Here is a 6,557-nt window from a genome sequence, read left to right on the forward strand (position 1 = left end):
CGGAGCGCCTTCCCTCCACACAGAATCGGCGGCCCGTCCCCTCGTTGCCTTTGGCACGACCGAAAAGGAATGGAGAGTCCTGTGGAACCTCATGTCAAGACCAAGGTGGCGCTGATCGGCGGCGCGGCCGTGGTTGCGCTCGCGGCGGGAGTCGGCGGCGTGTTGCTAAGCGACACAAGCACACCCACACCCATCGCGACGCCCACGTCCACCGTGGCGCCAGCGCCCACATCTCCCACCACCGCCGGAACTCCCGCACCGGCCACGGACGGTAATGTCCCCGGCGGTAGCACTGGTTGTATACCTCACGCGAACTGCTAGGCCTCACCGGATCGACCGATCGCCGAGTGCTGCTTGGGAATCGGCGAGGGCCGAACGGTCCAGTCGGCTGCCGTGTCTAGCGGAACGTGATTTCGGGCGGGGTCTTGGCCAAATCGGCGATCCCCGACAAGACTTCGGTGACGTCTTCCTGCTTGGTCATTCCGCCGGCGGTCTTGACGGTGACTGGCACGCGGATCTGGCCTGAGAATGTCTGGGTCATGTGGTACGGATCAAACTTGTCCAATCGAATTGCGCTCAAGTCGGCGGTCCCCCACACGGCCGTGCCTTCCGCCGCTCCGTTGGAGTCCAGGTGTGCCGGGCAGCCAGGGGGTGCCAACAGACTGGACTCTTGACAGCGGACCATTGCCGCGGCCAGTTGCGCGCTCACCGCGTCGCGTCCCCTATCCGCCAGCGCGAAGGTCGGGTACACCCAATAAGGGGCCGCCATCGTGAGTTGGTCGAGCAGAAGCGGCGGGATCGTCACCGTCACATACGGATTCATGGTGCCGATGTCGATCCACCCCGGAAACACATAGACCGTGGCATCGTTGATCGGCCTGCCAAACAGCGTGACCGTCTTCGCGGCGGCATTGCCCATGGACGCGCCTAAACCCGGAAAAAACTTGATCGCCGCCGACGGCAGCTTCCAACGGTTGTGGTCCATCCTCACATTGAGGACCGCATCAGAGGTCTGGTCGCCGAAGGTGGCAACGACGTGCACGTGTGCCATGCTCAGCGCCGTGTCGGGATCCGACGAATTGTCGTGCAGGACTCGGATGTTTCGGATCGGCCATTGCGCGACTTGCTTTTTGAGCGTCGCATCAGTCAGGAACTCGTTGGTGGCCGGCTGATCGATGCCGTAGAACAGAGCCGCCTCAGCGTCTCCGCGGGCGAGCGCCTCGAGGTACCGTTTGACGGCGTCGCCGGCCGACCTCCCGGCCTCCTCCCCGCCCCGGTCGACCGTCGCGATAATTGCAACGGCTACCACCGCCACCAGCATTGCGGCAGCCGCCAGCCCGAGAAGCAACCGCTTCCGACTCTTGCGTGGCTTCGGTGTCTGTTGAGCCGCGGGAGGCGGCTGAAAATACCGCCTGACGGAAGGCGCTGACGCTTCCGGCTCCCACTGCGCGTCGATGGGCTCAGCAGGACCCGGCTGACCCGGCCCCACACCAGTGGGCGCGTCCCGATCGGGTCCGTCACTCGGGTGCAGGCCCTCGAAGCGTTCACCGGACCAATCGGTCACCTGCAACCTCCAATTGGCTCAGTACGAGATCCTATCCACCTGCGCACAGTGGCCAATGGCCCTACGCCGGGCGTACTGCCGCGTGACCGTGGCATTCGGAAAGGTCGCGATGGAGAACAACCACCCACACCCTTGCCTGGAGCCGGCCGCGGGAACGTCCATCAGACAATGCCGCGAATGCGGACAAGTGGGTTGCGCCCGAACACATCCGGGCGCAGGCGGGTCGGGGTCGCTAGAAGAGGTGGGGAGTGCTTCTGTGATGTCGGTGGTCGTAGTGCACGACCGCTCCGACCACGCCGGCACCTACCCCGACGCAGGACAGCAATGCGGCGACCGCCACCATCGCCCAACCGGGGTGGCCGGTGCCGGCCGCGAAGAGGGCCATTGGCAATGCCGCAAACGCAAGGAGTGTGGACAGCCACCCGGTCCAGGCGGCGAATCTGTTGAGCATCATGATTGACCCTCCTTAGCGGTCAGTCACGATCATCGTCCTTGTCGCGACCGGCGGGCAAGGTGCCGGACGTTCCAAAGTCGTCGATGACGATCCCTTCCAGACCCCGCTCGCGTGCACCACCCAAGTGACTTATTATCTGCGTATGCATGCAGGTAAGCGGGCAACGCGCTGATGAATACGCATAGCGGGCACGATCACGACCACCACCATGGTCCCGGTCATGAGCACGCCCACGGGCTTCGCGGCCTTGTGACGCAACTTTTCCTCCCGCACAGCCACGACGCCGCCGACAGCGTCGACACCGCGCTGGAAACCAGCGCGGTCGGCATTCGGGCGGTCAAGATCAGCCTGCTCGGGCTGGGCGCAACCGCGGTCGTACAGGTCGTCATCGCCGTCGTTTCCGGGTCCATCGCCCTGGTCGCCGACACCATTCACAACTTCTCGGACGCCCTTACCGCCGTCCCGCTGTGGATCGCGTTCGCGCTGGGTCGCCGTGCCGCCACCCGGCGCTATACCTACGGCTACGGGCGCGCCGAGGATATGGCGGGCTTGTTCGTCATCGGCATGATCGCGATGTCGGCCTTCGTCGCGGGCTATGAATCGATCCGGCGCCTGTTTCACCCCGTGCCCGTCGGGCACCTCGGCTGGGTCGCGGCCGCGGGTCTGATCGGCTTCGTCGGCAACGAAGTCGTCGCCGTCTATCGGATTCGGATCGGTCGCCGGATCGGCTCGGCCGCCCTGATTGCCGACGGCCTACACGCCCGCACGGATGGATTCACCTCTCTGGCCGTGCTTTTCGGAGCAGGCGGCGTCGCCCTCGGCTACCCGATAGCCGACCCGATCATAGGCCTGGTCATCACGCTGGCGATCCTGGCGGTGCTGCGCGGGGCGGTCCGTGAAATCTTCCGCCGGCTCATGGATGCCGTGGACCCCGAACTCGTCGACACCGCCGAAGCGGCACTGGCCGCCCGGCCCGGCGTCCGCGGCGTGCGGAGCATCCGGATGCGCTGGATAGGGCATCGCTTGCACGCGGACGCGGAACTCGACATCGATCCCGGCACCAGCCTCGAGGAGGCCCATCGCATCGCTCATGACGCCGAGCACGAACTGACGCACGCCGTGCCAAGGCTCAACAGCGCGCTCGTCCACGCCTACCCGGCGCACCACACGGAAGACGCCGTCTGAGCCCCTGCCGCTGCCGCGTTTTCAGGCGTCGATCACCAGGCGACCGCCGTTCGCCCGCGAGACGCAGACCAGCATTTCGCCGTCGCCCTCGAGGGCGCGGCCGCGGCGGTCGACCCGTCCCGCAAGAACTTTCACTTTGCAGGTTCCGCAGAAACCTTGCTGGCACGAGTACGCCGCGGTCGGATCGGAGTCGAGCATGACGTCGAGCGCCGACCGGTTCGCCGGGACGCCGAGCACACGCCCCGACCTGGCAAGCTCCAGCTCGAACGGCACACCGTCGACGACGGGCGGCGGCCCGAACCGTTCGTAGTGCAGCGGCGCGTCGGCGTGTTCATCGCGCGCCCTGCGCACGGATTCGAGCATGGCGGCCGGCCCGCACACGTACACGGCCGTCGCCGGCCCGGCGTCGGCCAGCAGTTCCTCGACGGTGGGGATGCGGCCGCGCTCGTCGTCGGCCCAGACGGTGACCCGCTCGGGCGCAATCGCCAGCATCTCGTCGAGCAGCGGCATGAACTCCCGGCTGCGCCCGGAATACACTGCCCGCCAGTCGATTCCGCGTTGCTGAGCGAGTCGGATCATGGGCAGGATCGGTGTCACGCCGATGCCGCCGATCACGAACAACACCTCACGCTCGTCGGTGACGAGGTAGAAGGCGTTGCGTGGGCCTTCGAACTCGAGCGTGTCGCCCACGTCGAAGGTGTCGTGCATCTCGATCGAGCCGCCGCCGCCGTCGGCGATCCGGCGCACCGCGATGCGGTAGTCGGTGCGCCGCCCGGGCGGACCGCACAGCGAGTATTGGCGGCGGCGGCCCGAGGCCAGCCGGACGTCGATGTGCGCGCCGGGGGTCCACGACGGCAGCAACCCGCCCCGGGCGTCGGCGAGGGTCAACGCGACCACGTCGGGCGTGAGGAGTTCACGCTGGGTGACCACCGCGGTGTTGGTCCGCCGCACCGGCACGACCCGCGACGGAGTCCACCGCGACGCCGACGCCATCCCGCCGAACAGGGTGCCCACCCCCCACAACGCCGTGTAGAGGCGATCGCGCCTGCGGCGACCGTAGAGGTCGGTGGGCCTGCTACTCCAAATCGTATGCGTCACAACGGATGTCCTATGCCTGTCGGATGTCGGTGCCGGTGACCTGGCTGACCCACTCGCTGGTCAGCCGGGCGATGATCTCGGGATGGGAGGACACCACCCAGTGTCCGCCCTCGACGTCGACGACCCTGCCGTGCGGCGGTATCGAGCCGGTGAACCGCTGCAGGGGCGGCGAGACGAAATAGTCCTTCCGCGCCACCAGCACCTGCACCGGGACGGTCGTCTGCGGCAGCTGTTGTGGCGGAGCCAGAAACGGCGCCGGCATGTTGGCGCGGTACAGGTTGAGCCCGTTGACATAGTCGCGGATCGACCGGGTGGTCGCCGCGCGCGCCCGGCCCACGCCGCGCGGGCGGCCGATCAGTTCGACGCCCGCGAAGACCGCCACCGACGCGCGGGACCAGATCGCGAGCTCCGGCACCCCCGGGCACAGGAAGAACCAGATGTACGACGACGCCAGAGCCTGCTTGAGCACGTCGAACACGCCGCGGGGGTTGCGCGGGGACCGCAGGAACCTGCCCGCGTAGTTCAGGTGCGGGCCGGAGATCGACGTGAACGAGGCGACCTTGGCCATCACCGCGTCGTCGGTGACCGCGGCCCACGCCTGGATGGAACCCCAGTCGTGGGCCACCAGGTGTACCCGGCCGACGCCGAGGCTGTCGATCACCGCGCCGATATCGGAAACCAGTTGCGGGAGGCGGTATCCCGAGCGCCTGCGCGGCTTGGACGATTCGCCGGCCCCGCGCACGTCGTAGGCCACGACGTTGAACCGCCCGGCGAGTTCGTCGGCGACGCCGTCCCACACGTGGTGGTTGTCCGGATAGCCGTGGATGGCCAAGATCGTCGGGCGCCCGGGGTCGATCTGCGAGTGGGCGTGGACGGCCAGCGACACGCCGTCGGAGGCGATCACGGTGCTCGATTGAGTCATCTCTCGCATGCCCTCAGTGCGCCGCGCGCGCCGCGGGCGATCGGGCCAGGTAGTCGACCGCGCGCCCCACCCCGCCCAGTTTGGACGGATGGAAACTGGGCGTGTAGTAGGCGCCGATGACCCGCAGGAACTGGAACGGCCCGGGCACCAGACCCCGGCGCGCCGCGCTGAAGTAGTCGCGCCAGCGCGGCTTGGTGCCCGGCGGCAGGTAGGGGTCGACCGAGTACATGAACCGCACGCCCCGGATGAACAACCACAGCAGCGCGGGCGTCACCAGCAGCTGGGTGCGCACCTGGCGCCAATACCCGGCGCCCAGGTGCTTCATGGTGTCGAAGGCGACCGCCTTGTGTTCGACCTCTTCCGCGCCGTGCCAGCGCAGCAGGTCCAGCATCACCGGGTCGGTGCCGAAGGCGTCGTGTTGCGGGGTGTCGAGGATCCATTCGCCCAGGATGGCGGTGTAGTGCTCGAGGGCCGCCACCATCGACACCCGCTCGAGCAGCCAGCTCTGCCGTCGTCGCCGACCCCAGCCGGGCCGGTCGCCGATCAGTTGGGAGAACAGCCACGCCATCTGGTCGGTGAACGGCGTGACGTCCACACCCTTGGCCGCGAAGTGGTCCAGCACGCCCGAGTGCGCCTGGGAGTGCATGGCCTCCTGGCTGATGAAGCCCTGCACGTCCAGCCGCAGCTGATCGTCTTTGATCAGCGACAGCGTGTTCTTGAACGCGTCGACGATGAACTCCTCGCCGGCGGGCAGCAGCAGATGCAGCACATTGCAGAAGTGGGTGGTGAAGGGCTCGTTGGGCACGTAGTAGAACGGCAGCGTCGCCCAGTCGAAGTCGACGTCACGCGCCTGCAGCACGATCCGCTCGTGGTCGAGCGAAGCGTGATGCGGACCCGTGGCCTGGTCATCGACGGTGAACATGGTGGACCCCCTGGTGGTTGTCGCGCGGCGACCCGCTGCGGGCTAGGCGCTGCGTGCCTCGTCCTCAGCCTCGGTGATCAGGCGCTCGCTACGCAAGAACCGGACCAGGTTGTCGACCGTCTCGGTCAGGGCCGGTTCGCGCAGGCGGACGTCGGCCAGGGCGCGCGCACGCTGGTACTGGGTGTTGCCGTAGCGCTTGTCGCGCATGGCCGCGATCTTGTCCGCCGAGCGGGTCAGGAAGTCGACCAGCGGGTAGATCGGGTCCCGCGGCGTGCACCGACGGTTCATCTCGGCGGCGAACGATCCGATGTCGTGGTAGTCGAACCGGTAGCCGTAGCGCTCCGACAACACCCGGGTGATGTCGGTCAGGTTGTAGTAGTCGTCGGCGGTCATGTTGAACACGGTCCCGGCC

6 protein-coding genes and 1 pseudogene are annotated in these 6,557 nt (G+C 67.5%); 1 reads left to right on the plus strand and 6 read right to left on the minus strand.

Annotated features, from left to right (window positions below; all coding sequences use genetic code 11):
• Positions 1-397: 397 nt before the first annotated feature.
• The gene (locus A5692_RS13105; protein ID WP_068056608.1) at positions 398-1,321 is read right to left on the minus strand and encodes a DUF4878 domain-containing protein; all 924 of its coding nucleotides are present in this window, start codon (positions 1,319-1,321) and stop codon (positions 398-400) included.
• A 475-nt stretch (positions 1,322-1,796) separates the two neighbouring features.
• The gene (locus A5692_RS13110; protein ID WP_068056610.1) at positions 1,797-2,018 is read right to left on the minus strand and encodes a hypothetical protein; all 222 of its coding nucleotides are present in this window, start codon (positions 2,016-2,018) and stop codon (positions 1,797-1,799) included.
• A gap of 171 nt (positions 2,019-2,189) precedes the next feature.
• On the opposite strand from A5692_RS13110, the gene A5692_RS13115 reads away from it, so the two are divergent.
• Complete coding sequence (locus tag A5692_RS13115) at positions 2,190-3,203, plus strand: cation diffusion facilitator family transporter (protein WP_068056612.1); 1,014 nt, start codon at positions 2,190-2,192, stop codon at positions 3,201-3,203.
• A gap of 21 nt (positions 3,204-3,224) precedes the next feature.
• On the opposite strand, the gene A5692_RS13120 is transcribed toward A5692_RS13115, so the two are convergent.
• From A5692_RS13120 to A5692_RS13135, 4 genes and pseudogenes are all read right to left on the minus strand, one after another.
• Entirely contained in the window at positions 3,225-4,301 is a 1,077-nt protein-coding gene (locus A5692_RS13120) for a PDR/VanB family oxidoreductase (RefSeq protein ID WP_082962656.1), read from the minus strand.
• 10 nt (positions 4,302-4,311) lie between these two features.
• Positions 4,312-5,232 carry an alpha/beta fold hydrolase gene (locus A5692_RS13125; protein ID WP_068056614.1) on the minus strand — a complete coding sequence of 307 codons (921 nt, stop codon included), beginning with the start codon at positions 5,230-5,232 and terminating at the stop codon, positions 4,312-4,314.
• 4 nt (positions 5,233-5,236) lie between these two features.
• Positions 5,237-6,145 (minus strand): metal-dependent hydrolase, encoded by a 909-nt coding sequence (locus A5692_RS13130; protein WP_068056616.1) that lies wholly within the window; start codon positions 6,143-6,145, stop codon positions 5,237-5,239.
• A 42-nt stretch (positions 6,146-6,187) separates the two neighbouring features.
• A pseudogene (locus A5692_RS13135) lies at positions 6,188-6,557 on the minus strand (fatty acyl-AMP ligase); the annotation flags it as partial.

Source organism: Mycobacterium sp. E342 (assembly GCF_001667665.1).
In the GTDB taxonomy this organism is placed as follows: Bacteria; Actinomycetota; Actinomycetes; order Mycobacteriales; family Mycobacteriaceae; genus Mycobacterium.

Bases quoted from the DNA above. Each gene is read 5' to 3' on its own strand.
- A5692_RS13105 (WP_068056608.1), bottom strand. From the start codon at position 1,321: ATGCTGGTGGCGGTGGTAGCCGTTGCAATTATCGCGACGGTCGACCGG.
- A5692_RS13115 (WP_068056612.1), top strand. From the start codon at position 2,190: ATGAATACGCATAGCGGGCACGATCACGACCACCACCATGGTCCCGGT.
- A5692_RS13130 (WP_068056616.1), bottom strand. From the start codon at position 6,145: ATGTTCACCGTCGATGACCAGGCCACGGGTCCGCATCACGCTTCGCTC.
- A5692_RS13110 (WP_068056610.1), bottom strand. From the start codon at position 2,018: ATGATGCTCAACAGATTCGCCGCCTGGACCGGGTGGCTGTCCACACTC.
- A5692_RS13125 (WP_068056614.1), bottom strand. From the start codon at position 5,232: ATGCGAGAGATGACTCAATCGAGCACCGTGATCGCCTCCGACGGCGTG.